The 16935-nt window shown below is 42.5% G+C and carries 14 protein-coding genes; 3 read left to right on the forward strand and 11 right to left on the reverse strand.

What is annotated here, in order from left to right; translation table 11 throughout:
• Window positions 1-191 precede the first annotated feature (191 nt).
• The 10 genes from CTT31_RS21160 to CTT31_RS21205 all read right to left on the reverse strand — a co-directional run bounded on the left by CTT31_RS21160 (window position 192) and on the right by CTT31_RS21205 (window position 12111).
• The gene (locus CTT31_RS21160) at window positions 192-1502 is read right to left on the reverse strand and encodes a tetratricopeptide repeat protein (RefSeq protein WP_260492463.1); all 1311 of its coding nucleotides are present in this window, start codon (window positions 1500-1502) and stop codon (window positions 192-194) included.
• Window positions 1503-1523: 21 nt separating this feature from the next.
• On the reverse strand, window positions 1524-2129 hold the full coding sequence (locus CTT31_RS21165) for an energy transducer TonB (RefSeq protein ID WP_010378710.1): 606 nt from the start codon (window positions 2127-2129) through the stop codon (window positions 1524-1526).
• Between the two features lie 9 nt (window positions 2130-2138).
• Entirely contained in the window at window positions 2139-2549 is a 411-nt protein-coding gene (locus CTT31_RS21170) for an ExbD/TolR family protein (protein ID WP_010378708.1), read from the reverse strand.
• 22 nt (window positions 2550-2571) lie between these two features.
• Complete coding sequence (locus CTT31_RS21175; protein ID WP_010378705.1) at window positions 2572-3099, reverse strand: MotA/TolQ/ExbB proton channel family protein; 528 nt, start codon at window positions 3097-3099, stop codon at window positions 2572-2574.
• A 2-nt stretch (window positions 3100-3101) separates the two neighbouring features.
• Entirely contained in the window at window positions 3102-4469 is a 1368-nt protein-coding gene (locus CTT31_RS21180; RefSeq protein WP_010605502.1) for a MotA/TolQ/ExbB proton channel family protein, read from the reverse strand.
• A gap of 14 nt (window positions 4470-4483) precedes the next feature.
• Window positions 4484-5233, reverse strand: a complete 750-nt coding sequence (locus tag CTT31_RS21185) for a DUF3450 domain-containing protein (protein ID WP_260492464.1) — start codon at window positions 5231-5233, stop codon at window positions 4484-4486.
• Window positions 5234-5482: 249 nt separating this feature from the next.
• Window positions 5483-7372 carry a methyl-accepting chemotaxis protein gene (locus CTT31_RS21190; RefSeq protein WP_260492961.1) on the reverse strand — a complete coding sequence of 630 codons (1890 nt, stop codon included), beginning with the start codon at window positions 7370-7372 and terminating at the stop codon, window positions 5483-5485.
• Window positions 7373-7569: 197 nt separating this feature from the next.
• Window positions 7570-8337: a basic secretory protein-like protein gene (locus CTT31_RS21195; protein ID WP_039495311.1), complete on the reverse strand. Its 768-nt coding sequence runs from the start codon at window positions 8335-8337 to the stop codon at window positions 7570-7572.
• Window positions 8337-10691, reverse strand: coding sequence for a GH92 family glycosyl hydrolase (locus CTT31_RS21200; RefSeq protein ID WP_260492465.1), 2355 nt, complete (start codon window positions 10689-10691; stop codon window positions 8337-8339). The genes CTT31_RS21195 and CTT31_RS21200 overlap by 1 nt, the downstream gene beginning before the upstream one ends.
• Window positions 10692-10836: 145 nt before the next feature.
• A complete protein-coding gene (locus CTT31_RS21205) occupies window positions 10837-12111 on the reverse strand; it encodes a sugar MFS transporter (protein ID WP_039495314.1) in 1275 nt (424 codons plus the stop codon).
• A 131-nt stretch (window positions 12112-12242) separates the two neighbouring features.
• Between CTT31_RS21205 and CTT31_RS21210 the strand changes: the two genes are divergently transcribed.
• Both CTT31_RS21210 and CTT31_RS21215 read left to right on the forward strand, forming a co-directional pair.
• On the forward strand, window positions 12243-13424 hold the full coding sequence (locus CTT31_RS21210) for an AGE family epimerase/isomerase (protein WP_260492466.1): 1182 nt from the start codon (window positions 12243-12245) through the stop codon (window positions 13422-13424).
• A 1-nt stretch (window position 13425) separates the two neighbouring features.
• On the forward strand, window positions 13426-14379 hold the full coding sequence (locus tag CTT31_RS21215) for a carbohydrate kinase family protein (RefSeq protein WP_260492467.1): 954 nt from the start codon (window positions 13426-13428) through the stop codon (window positions 14377-14379).
• 53 nt (window positions 14380-14432) lie between these two features.
• On the opposite strand, the gene CTT31_RS21220 is transcribed toward CTT31_RS21215, so the two are convergent.
• Window positions 14433-14927 (reverse strand): YcgN family cysteine cluster protein, encoded by a 495-nt coding sequence (locus CTT31_RS21220; RefSeq protein WP_260492468.1) that lies wholly within the window; start codon window positions 14925-14927, stop codon window positions 14433-14435.
• A gap of 242 nt (window positions 14928-15169) precedes the next feature.
• Between CTT31_RS21220 and CTT31_RS21225 the strand changes: the two genes are divergently transcribed.
• Entirely contained in the window at window positions 15170-16906 is a 1737-nt protein-coding gene (locus CTT31_RS21225) for a sensor domain-containing diguanylate cyclase (RefSeq protein WP_260492469.1), read from the forward strand.
• The last annotated feature ends 29 nt before the right edge of the window (window positions 16907-16935 follow it).

Here is a 16935-nt window from a genome sequence, read left to right on the forward strand (position 1 = left end):
TGCTAACTCCAATAGTAGACTTTTAAAAAATTATTTTTTTACTGTGTTTAAATGATGTGACTAAATTAATGGGGTTTTATTACACGAAGATTACACAAAATGATTGTAATTAAATCTTCATAATAAAAATTGGAACTTTTAAAAATAAAAAAACCGCCCGAAGGCGGCTTTGGTGTTGCGATTATAAAATATTATAATAAAGCTTGTTTTAGTGTTTCAGCATGGACTTTTTCTCGCTTCACATATTTAATCCATTGTTTAGCGAGGTTTGCTGATTTTTTGTGCTTTTCGGCTTGTTCGAATGCCAATATAGAAGCATCAAAGTTTTGCAAGTTAAACTGTGCCATTCCAAGTGCAACATAGGCGTTAGACTCAAACGTTAAATCGCCTTTATTGAGAGCAAGTCGGGCGTGATCTGCGGCTTCATCATACTTTTCAAGATTTAAGTAGATCTCTGCAAGTCTCTGATCTAAATTGCCATGTTCAACTTTTTCAGTTGCTGCTAGGAAGAAAGGTAGTGACTTTTTATCTTCTCTTGCTTGAACGAAAGCTTCTGCGATAAAAGTTAAGTTTTTGGCACTGTCTTCAACGACACCTGCTTTTATTCCGTTATCAAGTGCTTGCGCTGCTTTAAAAGGCAAGGCGTTCATTAAATAAACTTGAGCAAGTTGCATATAATCAGACTTTGATTTTATAAAGCCCCTTTGCTTCGCAGTTTCAAATGTTGCAAGCTGTTTTTTCTCGGCACCTATTTCACCGTACATACCGCCAAGCTGGATCCAGTATTGTGGTTTGTCATAAAGGGTAACCATTTTCTCTAAAACAGCCGCCACTTTTTTCGGCTGATTTAATGAGTAATATATCGCTCGTTGAAGAACTAACCAGTTTTCTTTTGGTAGTTCACCTTCGGCTTCAACTAAATCAATCGCAGTATTTATATTGCTTATCGCGTCATTATATTTTTTTAGTTGATATTGCGCTTGCGCCTTTAAAATATAAAAGTTGCTTTTTGGGGCTTGCGTATTAACTTCTTTCCACTGATCAAGGAATGATAATGTACTTTCAAAATCATTGTTTGCCATGGCCAATTGAGCCAAACTAAATGTCGTAGAAAGACGCAGGGATTCAGGAATAGACTCTTCCGCAATAACTGCTTTGAAAGATTCGATGGCCTTGTCGAGCTTGTTCTCGTTGTAATAAATAAAACCATAGAAGTTATACATCATTGCCACTTCGTAGCTATTCATACTCGAAACGCGTTCTTTCACCGAATCTAATGCGGCGAGGCCTTCTGCAACTTGCCCATCGTCTGCAAGTTTTTGCGCGCGGGCCAGTTGACTATACACTTTTTCGCGTAGCGCGGGCACACGCTTGGTTTTAGTTTCTGAGTCAGCATAAGCCGTTGCCAAATTAACATTTGGTATGACCGATATGAGACTCGGCGCTATTAAACCTGTGCTAAATAACGCACTTACTAACGTAATTTTTTTAAACATTTTCATAATCGCAATCCTTAATGACGGTTAGCCATTAATTTGAAATGAAATCTTATTTTGAACACCCGCAACTTCAACCGGTTCACCGTTAACTACGCGAGGTTTGTATTTAAATTTCAACGCCGCATCAAGCGCTGCTTGGTCGAAGATTGATTCCGGTTCGGCGCTTACTACAACAGGGTTTCTCACAGTGCCTTGTTTAGTTACAATGAACTCAACAATCACATACCCCTCAATTCCGCGTGATAACGCACGTCTTGGATATACCGGTGCAACTTTAACGATTGGTAGATATTCACCATCACTGGACTCAAGTGCTAAACCACCCGCCAAATCTACGTCAGCGTCCACATTGGCACTGAAATCAAAGTTGCCGCCTGTTGCGTCAAGATTGTTATTCTGTGTTTGTGGTGCATCCATTGGTGGAGGCGGCTCTTTAGGTGTTGGTGGCTTTTGTGGCTTACGCTCTTTTTTCTCCACCGTCTCTTCTTTTTTAAGACGGACGAAATCTAGTACTTGTCCTTTTACAGGATCTGTCATTGCTCCTTCCCCTCCTTGGATAAGCGCTTGCATACCCAAGAAAAGGAAAAAGGTAACTATGCCTGCAATTACTAAAGCAATTAAGTAACGCATGGTATGTTCCTATGACTCCTGTGCTGCAATCGAAACATCAAATGCGCCAGCTGCGCGTGATGCATCCATTACTTTAATTAGCGTGTCAGTAGTTGCCTTTTTATCAGCTTGAATAACCACACTACCCTGCGGATTCTCCGCTTTAAGACGCTCGATGTTTGCTTGAACTGCACGGATGTCTACTTGGCGTTTGTTAATCCAAATTTCACCAGTATCTGAAATTGCAACCAGGATATTGGCTCTTTGCTTTTTCACCGCAGTAGCCGCTTCAGGGCGGTTAACATCAATACCCGCTTCTTTAACGAAAGAGGCCGTTACAATAAAGAAGATAAGCATGATAAATACAACGTCCAGCATTGGCGTCATGTTGATTTCTTCTGCTTCTTCTTCTTGGAATACTTTTGCAAGTGGTGCTCTCATAATTCTTTCCTCACACGACCGATTAATGGTCTAGTAGCATTTTATCTTCTAACAACTCAACTTCACGCTTGGCTTTACGCTGAAGGTAGGTCGATGCAAATACACCCGAAAGCGCGCCAACCATGCCTGCCATTGTTGGGATAGTTGCTTTTGATACCCCAGATGCCATCGAACGTGCACTGCCTGACCCGGTGATCGCCATTACATCAAATACTTCAATCATGCCGGTTACCGTACCTAGGAGTCCTAGTAAAGGACACAGTGCCACCATGACATTGATATATGGTAAGTTGGCGTTGAGTTTGATCCCCACGCGAGAGATAGTTGCTTGTCTTATCTGCTCTGCGTTCCAACTGTTACGCTCATTTCGAGAGTTCCAAGCTTGTAGGACTTCGTTTTTGTAGCCTCTGTATTTACCGAACACAAACATGAAGCGCTCGAGAATAAGTAGCCACATGGCGAAGGTTACGAAGCCGATGACCAGGAGAACCTGGCCACCTGTATCAAGGAATTCACGTAAAGCGTTAATTGCATCAAGCAATAAAACCACGATTACGCTCCTTTCTCGCTACGCTCTGCAATGATCCCCGCGCTCTGCTCTTGAAGAATAAGGAGCAAGTTACGAGAACGTGTGTTTAGTAGTGTGTAAAGGAATACGGTTGGGATAGCGACAACCAGACCAAGTACGGTGGTTACAAGGGCCTGAGAAATACCACCAGCCATGAGTTTAGGGTCTCCCGTACCAAACAAGGTAATTGCTTGGAAGGTGTTGATCATACCGGTCACTGTACCTAGTAGACCAAGTAGCGGTGCTACGACTGAAATAATTTTGATTAAAGTTAGGTTACGAGTGATCTTTGGCATCTCACGAAGGATTGCTTCGCTTAACTTAAGTTCTAGCGTATCGTAAGCCACATCTGGGTATTGCTCTTTCACTTTCATCACACGACCTAGCGGGTTGTCGTCACGGGCAACACTATCTTTAAGCTGACGGTTGATTTTAGAACCCATCAACATGAGTGATACAAAACGCTCAATTGCAATAAGCAGTGCAAGTAAACCAACACCTAGGATCACATAACCTACCGCGCCACCTTGGTGTACTTGTTCTTCGGTATTTGGCGCTTGTACTAGTAGACCGAGAATTGAGCCGCCTGTTGGGTCAAGGGCAAAATCAACAGAACCTGTCTTCGCATTTTGTAATTCACCCGCTGTTGAGGTGAAACGAGACGCTGGCTGACGAGTCAGTTCAGAAAGTGTTTGTGTATCGTTGTTGTAAGTCAGGTATTTACCATCAGCGATTAAGTTAAATGCACCAACGCGAAGCACTTCTTTATTTTGCTTGGCACCACCGGCTACGATAACTTCGGTATTAAAGCGCGACACTTTACCTTGTTCCGTCATTTCACGTTGCATCTCAAACCAGACTTTTTCAATGTCTTCGATTGATGCTAGACGCGATGTTGAGCCCATCTTTTTCGCAAGCTCAGTCATGTAATCATCACGACCTTTAATTTCAGCTGATACAACTGAAGTTGCGAACTTATTTGAACTATCGCCAGCTACTTGTTGAAGCACACCGAATAGCTCTTTTAATGTACCCATACGCTTGCTAAGCGTGTCACTTAGGTTGGCCAGTTTTATTTCGTTTTCTTCGAAATTGGTTTCTAGACGCTCTGATTTAGCCAACGCTTGGTTACGTTCACCCGTTAACGCATTTAACATTTGGATTTGGTTGTTTTGCTGCGCTTTGAACTCGGCTTCACGTTGTTTGTTTTGGGCTGTTTGTGCCGTTTGCCCTTGCTCTAAGGTTTTTAGTAGTGAATCTAAATCTAATGCTTGTTCAGCATGCGCAGATGCGGTTAACGCAAGGGTTGTTGCGAAAATAGCGTGTTTAGTGAATTTTTGTACGAATTTCATAGTGGTCTCACCTATTACTCTGCGGCCTGAACTGGAAGCGTTAACATGTCAGGTGCTAACTGCTTACGTGCGATGCGAATGCCTTTATTGATTTGGCTGATGTTGGTATCTGGTAATGCGTCAAAAGCGTTACTTTCTTTGTTCCAAAAACCAGCTTGGCTGCCATCTTTTGTGACATAAAGCAGTTCAAGACGACCAATTCGTAGGAAATCTACTTCACGTTCTTGTCCATTCACGTCAAGTAATGAGGTGTAAGCTTCGATAGTACGTCCGTAGTCCACTTCAACTTGGTAAGCTTCAAGTACGCGGCGGAACTTTTCGCTTGATGAAATATCAGCACGGTCCATCAAGTTAGTTAACTGAGTAATGCGCTCAGCACGCTCTTTGGGAAGGAAAGGCACATCTAATTCAACGAACTGTTTCAGACCTGTGATCATGCGCATCATGAGAGGTGTGATTTGACGCTCGATCACCGAAACCTGATCCATAGAGGTGTTAATTGCCGCCATTTCTTCAAGTTGGTTTTTGATTTGTTTTTCTAATTGAGCGTTGTAAACAGATAGGCCGTCGATTTCTTTGTTCAACGTCTTGAACTTTTGCAAACGAGACTGCATATCGTCTGCAATACCATCGATTTTTCCTTGAGACTTTAATGCAGATTCATTGATAGCTGCACTTTTGTCCATCGCTTGATTTAATTCTGTTGCTCCGGCAGAGGCCGTTGCTAGCATACCTGCTATAAGCAAGTGGTTAACGCACTTCATCGCATACACCTTATAAATTATTGCTAGTTGCTAAAAAACTGGGTGCAGTCTAATTACGAAAAATGACAACCATGTTGCGCAACTAATACACAAATATGACAGTTGTCATTGAAATTGCATTAATCAATTAACTTATTGGTTTTAATGGGATTTTGTTGGTTAATGAGATGTTGCAGGTGTTTTGTGTCATAAAAGGATCACAAAAAAGCCGCTTTTGTTAAGCGGCTTTTAAGCATTATTGGAATGGCGTTAGACTCTAAACTTGAGCACCATTTGTTCTAATTCGTCGAACTGTAGTTTCAATGACTTACACTCTTCAAGGGTTGCGGTTAGGTTATTACTGCCTTGCAGGCTGAGGTCACTAATATGATGAATGTCGCTATCTAATGTTTGGATAACGGTGTTTTGCTGGTGTGTGGCGCTGGCAACTGCATGGTTAACGCCGTCTATGGCATCAATCGAATTGCTCACCTCTTGCATTTTAGTACCAGAAGCATTAGCTCTATCGGCGCTTCTCGCTGAGTCTTCTAAACTCGCTTTCATTACAGCCACAGCTGAAGCCGAGCCTTGTTGTAGTTGAGCAATAGTGCTTTCGATTTCTTGCGTTGACTCTTGCGTGCGCTGTGCCAATTGCCTTACTTCATCGGCAACGACAGCGAATCCACGCCCAGCCTCACCTGCCCTAGCGGCTTCAATGGCTGCATTTAACGCCAGTAAATTGGTTTGTTCGCTAACTCCTTTGATCACTTCAAGTACTTGCCCTATGCTGCCTGAGAGTTTATCTAACCCGTCCAGCGTGTCTTGTGCCTGAGACATTTTTTGTGTCAGTGAAGCGATTTCTTCGATATTTTGAGTGAGTGAATGTTGGCTTTCAACAGAAAGCTTGTTGGCATTACTGGCAAGTTCTGAAGCATGGGTTGCATTGTTTGAGATCTCTTGTGCACTTGAAGAAAGCTCGTTGATGGCTGTCGCGACGCTATCGGTGCGCTTGGACTGATCTGTATACATAGATAAGGTATCTTGCGTTTGTGCAACCAAACTATTCACCACGTTTTCAAGTGTTACTGTAGTATTTTTTACCTGCGTAATTGAGGCATGAATTTTGTCGATAAATTGGTTGAAATAATCGGATAACTCGCCAAATTCATCTTGATTTTCTACAACTAATCTACGAGTAAGGTCACCTTCACCTTGGGCAATGTCTTTGATGGCCGCGTTGAGATTGTACATCGGGCGCATCAGATACTTAAGCAATAGTTGTAGCATCACCACAATCGCAATCACGCCAAGTAGCATATAGATAGCAGCCATATTTCTAAAAGACGATACGGACGAATAGGCAATTTCTTTATTAATGACAACGCCAAGATACCAGTCGACATTTTTGATGCCTTTCATTTTTACAAATGAAACGAGCTTTTCTGTGCCATCAATTTCAAGCTCCGTGAAATCCCGATTTAATGACAGGCGTTTACCAAACAGCGCTGACATCGGCTTGTCATTCAGTTTAGTATCTGGATGACTGAGTATTTTACCGCTTTCATCAAGTAAAAAACCGTAACCAAACCCTAAAAAGTCAATTTCGTTGATGATTTCTGTGATGGTTGACATGTCTATGTCCCCCCCAGCCACACCTGCAAATCGGCCTCCCTGTTTCACCGGTACAACGGCAGAAATAGTGAATTCGTTGGTGGTGACGTCAATATAAGGTGCGGTAAATGCGGTATCTTGTTTTTGCTCCGCGAGCTCGTACCAAGGGCGGCTAGTCGCATCAAAATCAGCAGGAAGTTGGATACTTGGATCGTCCAACACAAATGTACCATCTGGCGTGCCAATGAAAACGTTTTTGAAATCCCCCGCAGTGTCTGCGGTTTGTAACCGTCTTCTTATCTGTTCAGTGGAGTCATCAGCTCTATGTCCATCAGCAATCGAGACCACGATTTCAAGTCTGTCATTGAGCCAATTTGCGATATTTTGTGAAACCGAGCTGGAAATCTCTTGTAAAACCAAGGTAAGCCGAGCTTGAGTTTGGTCTCGCATAACGAGAAAGTTGTTTACGGTAAATAAGCCGAGCACAATCACTAACACAAGGGAGGCTGCTACGGTTACTTTGGTTGTGAACTTTAGCGCTTTAAACATCATGATCCTGTTGAACTTGTACTTTTCTTCAGCTAAACAATAAACTTGTTGGCCGATTATAATTAATAGATTTAGGAATTGGATTCCTTTGTAACTATTTTTATCAAAAACTCAAAGGTTTGTCTTTGATTATCGGCAGGAAATGAGAGAGGTTTAGAGTGAATGTTAAATAAAGGTGAGACTACGCTCACCTTGCGTTAAAGTAACGACGCTTGATAACGTCGCCAAGCAGTATCTAATTTAACACCTGCTGACTGCTCGAAGTATTGCCAGTCCCACTTTATGTCGTCATGTGGGTCCAACTGAGCATTGATCTCCTGAAGTAGGTCTCTATTACTTTGCTTCGATAACCAATCGATAAAGAATGCAGTATTTTTATAGCCATCTTTATAATTGCCACCAGGATTTTGGATGTCATCAGGAATATATCCAGCTTTTAGTCTAACAACATCCGCTATTCCCTCAATGATTGGCCCTATTTCCTTGTAATTATGATCATCTAGTTGATAAGCATGGGCAATTTCATGATAGAGAATACCGATAAGTTCGTCGACGGATTCTGTTTCGCTATGCGATTTAGAAAAGTTTTCCATGTAGTTTGCGCTGATATGGATGGTTGCGCCGTTAAAATCGCCCTCCTTATATGCAACCCCTTTTAGGTCTTCAAAGACGATATGGAGTGTAGGTAGTTTAGGCGCCATTCTCATATCTTTATACAGTAATCTAGCCACATTATAACTTATCTGCTCTATTACTTTGTTATCAATTTCTTGCCATGCGAAATGGTTAATTTTAGTTGTTTTGCTGAGCGAGACGGCAGGCAGGGGAAATTGACGCCATGCTAAGTCTGACTGAAACGCGATCGGTTTTAATTGCGCTGCGGCATTATCGATGTCATTTGCAAGTGCGAACGGCGCACTTGCAAATGTGGTCATAGCCGCAAGAAATATTCCTGCTTTAACCATTATTTATACTCCGACAATGAAGGCGGTCTTTGCGTTTTGGATTGACCCCATGCTTTATTAGGCTTGCTGGACATTTGATACTCCAATGTACCACCATTCATGATGTCGTTATGTGTGATGTAGCTACGCTTAAGTGGCTTGCCATTCAATTTAACGGATTTGATGTATTTGTTTTTATCACTGAAACCTTTAGCAACGGTTTTAAACGCTTTACCGTTTGCAAGTTTCAAGGTAACTTCTGGCACCTGAGGTGCACCAATCGCGTAGCTTAGGTCGCCTGGCGCTACGGGATAAAAGCCCATCGCTGAGAATATATACCAAGCAGACATCTGACCTACATCGTCATTTCCTGCAAGACCATCCGGTTTGTCTGAGCTTAAGGTATCCATGATCTGACGAATACGCTCTTGGGTTCTCCACGGCTTACCCGCGTAGTTATATAGATAGGCAATATGATGGCTTGGTTCATTACCATGGGCATAGTTACCAATCAGACCTGCAATATCTTCGTGCTCTTTGATCATCTCTTCAGAAAGGTGGGTATCAAACAGTGCATCTAGACGCGCTTCAAATGCATCATCACCACCCATTAATTCAATCAGGCCAGCTACATCATGCGGCACATAGAAGCTATATTGCTTAGCGTTACCTTCGGTGTATGGGCCCATGTATTTTGCTTCAAACGGGTCAAATTCCGGATCCCAGTTTCCTTTTGAATCTAACCCTTGCATGTAACCGGTTTCTTTATTGAACACATTTTTATAGCTCATTGCACGTTGGTAATAGTCTTTTGCTTTGCTGGTATTGCCCATCGCTTCGTACATTCTTGCAATGGCAAAATCATCGTAAGCATATTCAAGTGTGATAGAAATAGACTCAGGAAGTACGTCCATTGGTACATAGCCAAATTTCTTGTATTCAGGGATGGCATCGTACACTGGGTTGTTAGCCGTGTTTTCAATTGCTTCTACTGCTAAATCAATATCGTAATCTCTGATCCCTTTTAGATATGCATCGGCAATGACTGAAACCGCATGATAACCAATCATGGTCCATGTCTCGTGGGCATGGAACGACCAAATAGGTAACATTTTTTCATAGCTTTGCTGATAATGTACCAGCATTGATTGGATCATGCCGGATACGCGGTCTGGGTCGATATAAGTGAGTAATGGATGTAATGCACGATAGGTATCCCACAACGAGAATAAGGTATAGTGCTCAAAACCTTTGCCGTCATGAATTTCACCGTCAACGCCTCGATACTGTCCGTTGACATCTTGGTAGATATTAGGCGCTTGTAGCGCATGGTAAAGCGCAGTGTAGAACTGACGTTTTTGCGCTTTGGTGCCTTCCACGTCGACTTTATCTAAATAATTTGCCCACTGAGACTTGGCATTAGCGCGAACGGTATCAAAATCCCAATTTGGCACTTCCGTTTTAAGATTCTCTAATGCATTTTTGCGGCTAACTGCAGAAAGTCCGACCTTCACTAACAGCGGCGTTTCGTCTAGATCATCAAAGCTTGCAACAAACTTAACGGCTTTACCTGCTGTCATTTTTACTGCGGTATTCTCAATCGTAGAGTGTTTGCTGTCTTTTCCTAAGCAATTCATACAACGATAACGGTTGTTGTCTAGATTATAAAACTGATAGTCAGTGATAGGTTTTGAAAACTCGATGGCAAAATACATTTGGCGGTTACGCGCCCAGCCATTAGTTGCACGGTAAGCAACCAATGTGGTGTCGTTTATTTTGCGGATGTCGCTCCAAATCACTTTGTTTTCAAAATTATAGATTGCTGAGGTCAAATCAAGCAATACATGGCCTTGTTTTGCTTTATTGAAGCTGTATTTATGCATACCCACTCGCGTGGTTGTGGTGACTTCGGCTTTCACACCATAGTCAAGTAAGTCAACGCCATAATAGCCAGGCTCAGACCATTCTTGGTCATGAGAAAAGCGTGAGCGATACCCTATGTCTGGATTTTCAGCGGTACCAGCATCGAGTTTTACTTCGCCTGTCATTGGCATGATCAGCAAGTCGCCAAGATCTGAGTGACCAGTACCAGAGAAATGCGTGTGGGAGAAACCAACAATAGTATGGTCGTCATAGTGATAACCAGCGCAGCGCTTGTAGATTTCTGGTTGAGGGGAAACACCGCGCATAGGGTTATCTGTATCTGGGCTTAATTGAACCATACCAAATGGGACGACAGCGCCTGGGAAGGTGTGGCCATCACCGCCAGTACCAATGAAGGTATCGACCCACTGTGTATTTGATTCAGTGGCGTGAACTGTTGCGCTTAACAACACACTTTGTGTGATTGCCAACGCCCAAGTTTTAGCTCGCATTACTCTCTCCTAGTTTTTGTTTTGAATTGGAGCGTTCCAATTTCATTTTATAATACCCTTTATGAATACGTATTCAATACTCTGCGACGAAAAAATTATGCAATAAAAAAGGCGAGCTATGCTCGCCTTGTAAACTTTCGTTAACTTAATTCAGTTTTGCTTGCCACTTTTGCGACAGCTTAACCACGTTTAATCCGTACCATGCGATGTAGACATAACAAAGCAATGGCACAATAAAGCTGATCTGAATATGGAATTTATCCGCAACCACACCTTGAATAAGCGGCACAATAGCGCCACCGACAATGGCTAAACACAGCCAGCCAGAACCTTTACTGGTTAGTGAGCTCAAGCCTTCAATTGCCATTGAGAATATTGTCGGGAACATAATAGAGTTAAACAAGCCAATCGCGAGTACGGCAATCATCGCAATGTTGCCACTGGTGCTCATGGTCAATGCCAGTAATAAAATAATAACGACAGCGTTAAAAGCCACCGCTTTTGAAGGTGCAATAGTCTTTAAGGCAGCAGAGCCGATAAAGCGCCCTACCATAGCACCACCCCAGTAGTAACCGATAAGTTTTGCCGCGGCATGCTCTTCAAGTCCTGCGATTTCAGGTTCTGCGAAGTAATTTACAAGGAAACTCCCAATCGCAACCTCTGCACCGACATAGCAGAAAATAGCTACTACCCCCATTACTAAGTGTGGCGCTTCAATCAGGTTATGGTGTTTCGCTTTACAATCTACCGCTTCAGTATGCTCAGCAATGACAGGCAACTTTAAAAATGCGAATACAACGGCGATAGTCAATAGTGCAGCGGCCAAAATAAGATAAGGTACTTTTACACCCTCTGCGCTTGCCGCAGCTTCAACGGTTAACGTACCGGCTGAGCCAAACAATAAAAAGCCACCAACGATTGGGCCAATAGTGGTACCTAATGAATTAAGCGCCTGAGCAAGGTTTAAGCGACTTGATGCAGTGCGAGGATGTCCGAGTGCTGCTACATAAGGATTCGCTGATACTTGCAAAACAGTGATACCAGATGCAAGCACAAAAAGGGCTGAGAGAAAAATCCAATATTCGTGAACAACAACGGCAGGATAAAACATGATGCAGCCAATGGATGCCACGATTAAGCCCGTTAGTACGCCATTTTTATAGCCAAAGCGTTTAACTAAATACCCAGCAGGTAAAGAAATAATAAAGTAGGCACTAAAAAAGCAAAACTGGATCAGCATTGCTTCTGTGTAGTTAAGGTCAAACACGCCTTTTAGACGTGGGATGAGGACATCGTTTAAAACGGTGATAAATCCCCAAAGGAAAAAAAGCGTTGTCATTGCAATAAGCGGAAGTCGATAATTATTATTCTCGGTATTCCCGCTTGTGACGAAGGTTTGATTTGTATTTATTTCGCTCACAAGTGATACTCCAATCTGTTTTCACCTTGATTCTACACACTGTTACATGAAAATCACAAATGTTTTGTTGGATCGTTCCATGTTTTATCTGCTAAAGTAACGGAAATGTTCAGCAGTAGGTTAAAAGTTAGATGAATTTTAGAACAACGCAATTTTTAGAAGCACACATTAAAAAGACGCTCAGCTTTTACGCACCAAATTGCGTGGATGAACGTGGTGGCTTTAATCACTTCTTCAGGGATAATGGCGAGATTTATGATGCGAATACGCGTCACTTGGTATCAAGTACCCGCTTTGTCTTTAACTATGCTATGGCCTATGACTATTTTAAAGAGCCAACTGACTTAGACAAGGTTAAGCATGGTATCAATTATTTAGAAACTGTCCATAGACAAGAAAATGGCGGCTATGCGTGGCTGCTTGAAGGCGAAAATGTTATCGATGGCACTAACCATTGTTATGGCCTTGCCTTTGTTTTATTGGCTCATGCCTGCGCGCTTAAGGTTGGTTTATCGGACAGCAAGTCTGCAATCGAGCGAGTATGGCAGCTGTTAGAAGAGAAGTACTTTGAGCCTGAGTTTGGACTCTATAAGGATGAATTCGATGTGGACTTTAATCAGGCAGATAAGTACCGAGGTCAAAATGCCAATATGCATACCTGCGAAGCGCTAATTGCTTGCTTTGAAGCAACCCAGGATGAGAAGTTTTTACAGCGTGCATATTTGCTTGCCGACAATATGGTAAATCGTCAAGCCGCTAAGGCAGAAGGGCTAATTTGGGAGCACTATGATAGTCTATGGCAAATCGACCTTGAGTATAACAAAGACGATCCCAAACACTTATTCAGACCTTGGGGATTTCAGCCAGGCCATCAAACTGAGTGGTCAAAATTATTATTATTGATTAACCGCTACATGCCAAAGTCATGGCTTGTGGAAAAAGCCGTGCACTTGTTTGATGAGTCATTAAAAGCTGCTTGGGATAGTGAATTCGGGGGAATTTGCTACGGTTTTGCGCCGGATAAGTCTATTTGCGATGATGATAAGTACTTTTGGGTTCAGGCGGAGTCATTCGCTGCGGCTGCGCTACTAGCACTTGAAACTGGTGATGAAAAATATTGGCAGTGGTACGACAGAATTTGGCAATATGCTTGGGATAACTTCGTCGACCATGAATACGGTGCTTGGTATCGTATTTTGAATAACAAGAACGAAAAGTACAGTGATGAAAAAAGCCCGGCGGGCAAGACCGATTATCACACCATGGGCGCGTGTTACGAAGTCCTGCGTTCAATGAAGCTAAAAGGCGAATAATATGGCACTTGTTTGTTTTGGTGAGGCGTTGATTGATTTTTTATCGGATGGCAAAACACCAGAATCATTTACTAAATATGCAGGCGGCGCGCCTGCAAATGTGGCAGTAGCTGCGGCAAAGCAAGGCGTTGATGCGTATTTTTGCGGCATGTTAGGCAATGACATGTTCGGCCAGTTTTTAGCTGAAGAGCTACAGGCTAATGGCGTAAATACTCGTTACCTTGAGTATACAGATAAAGCCAAAACGGCATTGGCATTTGTCTCTCTAGATAAACAAGGTGAAAGAAGCTTTAGTTTTTATCGGCCACCAGCGGCGGATTTGTTGTTCAGGCAAACACATTTTTCTGAGGATATGTTTACAGAGCATTCTGTATTACATATATGCAGTAACAGTCTTACTGAAGAGAATATCTATAAAACCACAGTTTATGCGCTCGAGCATGCGCGTGCAAACAACATGCTTGTTAGTTTTGATATGAACCTCAGGTTGAACCTGTGGAGTTCGACTGCGCATATTCTTGATAGAATTTGGCATTGTATCGCGCTAAGTGATGTCGTTAAACTCTCACGCGAAGAATTGGAATACCTGAACGCGAATAGTCATTCGGGTAAAACCGAAGCGCAAACCATAGCCGCAATTATGGATAAGCAAACTCAATTATTATTGATAACCGACGGTGCAAACCCCGTTGAGATTTATCTACCAAATGATAGTGCTAAAGTCGCTGCGCCAAATGTTGTCGCGGTGGATACCACGGCTGCGGGAGATGCGTTTGTAGGGGGGTTACTTGCTGAGGTCATTCGAAAGTTTAAACCTACCCGAGATACTGAGTTTGCCATCACACTAAATGAGGCAAAAGGCTTAGTCGCATATGCTGCAAAATGTGGTGCGTTCGCCGTTCAACGCTACGGTGCATTTGCCGCGTTGCCGTCTAAAGCTGATATTGGCGAATAGAATACTTTTTCTAGGATAGATGCACGCTCGCATTTATCCTAGTCCCTGTTTCTTTAGTCGCAGTCTTTGCGGGGCCACTCTACTATATGCGCTTCAAAATCAGACTCTAAGTCTACCTCCAGCTCTGAGGTTGCCTTACCAAAAATACTGATCCCCGCATCTATCATGGCTTGTTTGGAACCATTATTTCTAAGAGGATGCCAGCTTGCCAGTCCCCTGCCCTCATGAAGTCGTCGATAACTACAACTGTTTGGCATAAAAAAGATATCTTTGAGGTTTTCTTTGGTTAGCTGTACGCAAGACGGAACTAGAACTTGCCTTTCGCTGTAGCGGCTACAACCACAGCTATTTTTATCGTTATATTGGCAAACAACATCAGTGTAGAGTAACTCTTCACCTTCGCGTAAAAAGTCGGTGCTTTCAAATGATTCATCTTCCTCATCGCTGTCGATAAAAGAGTGTAAACAGCATTTACCACAGCCATCACAAATCGCTTCCCACTCATCTCTAGTCATTTCTTCGAGTGTTTTTTCTTGCCAAAAGCTCATTACTTTGCCCCTTCATTACGCTTTTTTGCATCATATTTGATTTGTGACGTTGGAATCGATCACATCAAACAAGCGGCGCATTCTATAGGATAGTTGAACGTAATTCAAAATTGGCGAACTATTTATGGCTGACTATGATTAAAGTACTATTTTTATTTCATAATCTTCGGCGAGAGCGCTATTTGTCTGTGATTATGGGACGTAGAGAGGGTGGTTGATTGAGGCAAAGGTACGTCTTTTTATTGTTTGTACTCCTGTTGTCTCTGTGTCGTCAAGTGGAAGCTGCTGGCAAAGAGACGTTGCAACTAGAGTACGTGGCTTCAAATGCTAAAATTGTCGACGTCATAAATAACCCAAGTATCCATTGGCAAACTACCGATGATAAAGTGCTGAACTTAGGTTATTCCAACCTAAGTTACTGGGTACGTACGTCGTTAAATATTGATGAAAAAGAAGGGCCTTATTTACTTGAGATAGCCTATCCGGTGCTGGATCAGCTTGATGTTTACATGCTACAAAAAGGCAATATATTTGTTCATCAGCAATTAGGAGATAAGCAACCTTTCATTGACCGCCCTTTTGCGCATGAGCATTTTATTATACCACTCCCAAACGGCACGCATGGTAAGGTAGCACTATACATTAAAGTACGCTCATCCAGTGCGTTGCAACTTCCCGTGGTACTTTGGACAAATCATGACTTTTTGATAAATGACCAAGTTTTCCGTATCGTGATGGGGATCTACTTTGGTTTGATGGGAATAATGGCAGCTTATAATGTGCTCCTCTATTTTACCATTCGCGAATCCACATTATTTTACTATGTTTTATACGTTATTTGTTTAGCGCTCTTTTCCGCTTGTTTATCTGGTTTTGCCTTTCGATATCTTTGGCCAAATAGTCTTTGGTGGAACGATCAAGCAATCTTGTTTTTTCTTATCAGTTCGGTGTTAACCGGCACTTACTTTGTTATGACATTGCTCGAGATTGGTATTTCTGACAAGTGGCTTTACCTAGGTTGTCGCTTAATCTTGGGATTAGGGTTGGTACTCTTATTTTCTTCTGTGTTTTTTGACTATGCAGTGATGATAAAACTTACCATAGCGTATGCCGTATCAGCTTGTATCTGGGGCGTTTTCTGCCGTATTTTACGTTTGGCTGGGAAAAGCCGCTTAGCGACATACTATTCGATTGCTTGGAGCTCAGTGCTTATTGGCGGGATCATTCTTGCGCTAAATAAATTAGATTTAATCAGCCAAACTTGGTTTACCGAAAATGCGCTATTGATAGGTACTGCCATTGAGGTGGCCTGTTTGTCGATAGCAATAGGTGAAAAGCTCAATACCGAGAAAAACAAGCGCTTTCAGGCGCAATTAACGGCGTTCAATGAAATCCAAAAAGTAAATTCTCAATTAGAAAAGACTGTCGCCATCCGAACTCAAGCGCTACAGGAAGCTAACGATAGACTGGAGCTTGCGAGTCGCACCGATGCGCTGACTGGCGTTGCCAATAGGCGAGCGCTAGACGAAGCCTTGCATAGTGAATGCTTAAGAGCAAAGCGTTTTGAACACGATCTTAGTGTTATTATGATCGATATCGACTTTTTTAAGCAGGTTAACGATACCTATGGTCACGAAGCGGGAGACGATTGTCTGATTCACATCGGACGTATACTGTCCAATTGTGCTACGAGAGCGGGAGACTTTGTCGCACGGTATGGCGGCGAAGAGTTTTGTATTGTACTTGCACAAACCGATAGCTCGCAGGCTTTTGACCTTGCAGAGAAGATCAGAATGACATGTGAGGCTAGCCCATTGATAAGCAAAAGCTATAGTATAGAGATGACATTAAGCGCAGGATTACATACTCAGACTAAGCCACCATACATCGGTAAAGAATTGCTCGCCTCGGCAGATCAGGCGCTTTATTTTGCCAAGCGTAATGGTCGTAACCAAGTGGCAATTTCAGGAGAGTTGTAAAGTTGGTATTCGGCTGTAAATGAATTAGC

This window comes from Pseudoalteromonas maricaloris, assembly GCF_024746855.1.
Lineage (GTDB): Bacteria > Pseudomonadota > Gammaproteobacteria > Enterobacterales > Alteromonadaceae > Pseudoalteromonas > Pseudoalteromonas maricaloris.